Genomic DNA, 2,881 nt, shown 5'->3' with positions numbered 1-2,881 from the left:
CTCGCCCGCGAGGATGCGCTCGAACGCCTCGGCCGCCTACGCGGCGCCATGTCCGACCGCCTGCACCTCAACCTCTTCACCATGGCCTCCGTCGAGCACGTCTCGCCGGGGTCGTGGACCTACCCCGGCGACCGCTCGCCGGAGTACACCGACCGGGAGTACTGGACCGAGGTCGCGCGGACCGCCGAGCGCGGCGGCTTCGACGCGGTCTTTTTCGCCGACGTGCGCGGGATCTACGACGTCTACGGCGACGACCGCCACACCGCGGTCGAGAAGGCGGTCCAGACGCCCGCGAGCGACCCGCAGCTCGTCGTCCCGGCGATGGCGGAGGTGACCGAGGACCTGGGGTTCGCGGTGACGCGCTCGACGACGTACACCCACCCGTACCAGCTCGCGCGGGAGTTCTCCACGCTCGACCACCTCACCGACGGCCGAGTCGCGATCAACGTAGTCACCTCCTATCTGCAGTCGGCCGCCGAGAACCTCGGGCTCGACGAGCGGATGGACAAGGAGACCCGCTACGACCGCGCCGACGAGTTCCTCGACGTCTGCTACGAGCTGTGGGAGGAGTCGTGGGACGACGACGCCGTCGAGGTCGACCGCGAGTCCGGGCGGTACACCGACCCGGAGAAGGTGTCGCCGATCGACCACGAGGGCGAGCACTTCTCCGTGCCCGGCCCCCACGGCTGCGAGCCCTCGCCGCAGCGGACCCCGGTCGTCTATCAGGCCGGCTCCTCCGACCGCGGGCGGGACTTCGCGGCCGCGAACGCAGAGGCCGTCTTCGCCAGCCAGCCGACCGAGGAGGGTGTCCGCGAGTACATGGCCGACGTGAAGTCGCGCGCGGCCGACCGCGGTCGCGACCCCGAGAGCCTGAAGTTCTTCATCGGCGTCGTTCCCGTCGTCGGCGAGACGCAGGAACTCGCGGAGGCGAAGTACGAGGAGTACACGCGCCACGTCGACGTCGAGGCGACGCTCGCGCTCCTCTCCGGGTTCCTCGACATGGACCTCTCGGAGCTCGACCCCGACCAGAAGGTCGAGCACATCGAGACGGACGCGATCCAGGGGACGATGAACGCGTTCACGAAGGCCCAGCCGGACCGCGAGTGGACCGTCCGCGAGGTCGCGGAGTTCTGCGGGCTCGGCACCACCTCCCCGAAGATCGTCGGCACTCCCGAAGTGATCGCCGACGAGCTGGCGTACTGGCACGAGGAGGTCGGCGTCCACGGGTTCAACGTGAAGGAGGTCGTCCGCCCCGACTCGCTGACGGACTTCGTCGACCTCGTGGTGCCGGAGCTGCGCGAGCGCGGGCTCGTTCCCGATCCCGCCGACGCCGGCGACGCCCCTCGCGGCGACGGCACCCTCCGCGAGCGACTGCTCGGTCCGGGCCAGTCCCGGCTCCGCGACGACCACCCGGCGAGGCGGTAGCGCGGCTTGGCCCCCACGGATCGAGGGCGCCGCTCGACCCCCCGACGAGACGACAGCACGATCTCCCCCCCACCTGCTCGCGCCGGCGCCGTCGAACGGGGCCACCGAACGGTTGCCCGTCAGCGCTGCCGCCCCCACTACGCTTAAGTGGATTCCACCGCTTCCATCATGTGACGCTTCGCTTGGAGGGCCGAAGCGTCAGCGGGGACCTACTGAACGCCGCGCCCGTGCCACCTTTTCCCGGCACGGGGCGGCGTTCGTTCCTTTCACACCGACGAGCGACGCCCCTAGAGGTTCTCCTCTTGGTACGCGCCCTCGTACGTCCCGTCGTGGTCGGCCTCGGCGAGCACCAGTTGCGCGATCCGCGCTCCCGGCTCGACTTCGATCGCATGGCCGACGTCGAGGCGCCCCTCGCCGACGCCCTCGTAGCCAGCGTCCCAGACCGCGGTATCGAGGGTACAGGAGTTCCGCAGCAGCGTCGACCGCGGGAGCACGAACCCGATCCGCCCGTCCGGGATCCGCACCGGTTCGCCGTACCGGACCACGTACGTCCCGGCCTCCAGCCGGTACGCCCCGTCCTCGGTCGCTACCGGCTCGCGCTCGCCGACGCCCTTCCCGTCCCGGCCGATCCGACCGGGCGTCGTCTGCTCGAAGACCTCGCCCACCGTGAGGTCGACGCCGTTCGGCTGTCGCTGCGCGTCATCGAGGTCGGCGTCGCCGGCTTCGAGCGCCGCCGCGACCGTCGCTCCCGAGTCGAACATGCCCGACCGAACCCGCGGGCGAGCCTAAACGGTGTCGCACGCTGCCGCGGGGGAGAGGCCCGTCCGCCTTCGCGTCGGGAATCCGGCCAATTCGGCCGGTAACGGCCTTTATGAGCCTTATACTCTCGTTACGTCTACCCCTCACACGAGGGACGGTACCTCGCCGGTAATCCCCCAAGAACTGCCGATTCGGCGGGTCTAACACGGTCGATCTTTCGGGAAACTCGCGGGTTTTATATCCACGGGAGGGCCACGTGCGGATGATATGGGACAAACGATTACGGAGAAGATCCTCGGTGACCATCTCGTCGAGGGCGAGCTGACGCCCGGCGAGGAGATCGGCATCGAGATCGACCAGGTGCTGACGCAGGACACCACGGGGACGATGGTGTGGCTCCAGTTCGAAGCGCTGGACCTCGACGAGGTCCAGACGGAGCTCGCCGCGCAGTACTGCGACCACCAGACGTATCAGTTCGACTTCAAGAACACCGACGATCACCGCTTCCTCCGCTCCGCCGCCGGCACGTACGGCGCCTACTTCTCTCGTCCCGGCAACGGCATCTGCCACCAGGTCCACAAGGAGAACTTCGCCGCGCCCGGCAAGACGCTGCTCGGCTCCGACTCGCACACGCCGACCCCCGGCGGGCTCGGCCAGCTCGCGATCGGCGCGGGCGGCCTCGACATCGCCGTCGCGA

The 2,881-nt window shown here is 69.6% G+C and carries 3 protein-coding genes; 2 read left to right on the top strand and 1 reads right to left on the bottom strand.

The features are described from left to right. Positions 1–48: 48 nt before the first annotated feature. Positions 49–1,425, top strand: a complete 1,377-nt coding sequence (locus SD626R_RS11880; protein WP_092566570.1) for an LLM class flavin-dependent oxidoreductase — start codon at positions 49–51, stop codon at positions 1,423–1,425. Between the two features lie 287 nt (positions 1,426–1,712). On the opposite strand, the gene SD626R_RS11875 is transcribed toward SD626R_RS11880, so the two are convergent. Next, entirely contained in the window at positions 1,713–2,186 is a 474-nt protein-coding gene (locus SD626R_RS11875) for a deoxyuridine 5'-triphosphate nucleotidohydrolase (protein ID WP_092566569.1), read from the bottom strand. Between the two features lie 265 nt (positions 2,187–2,451). Between SD626R_RS11875 and SD626R_RS11870 the strand changes: the two genes are divergently transcribed. Next, positions 2,452–2,881, top strand: a 430-nt coding sequence (locus SD626R_RS11870) for an aconitase family protein (protein WP_255310160.1), incomplete at its 3' end; no start/stop codon positions are given.

It is taken from the genome of Halorubrum sp. SD626R, assembly GCF_001261915.1.
GTDB lineage: Archaea > Halobacteriota > Halobacteria > Halobacteriales > Haloferacaceae > Halorubrum.
Note: the sequence above shows the minus strand (reverse complement) of the source record. Positions and strands in the feature narration are given on the sequence as shown.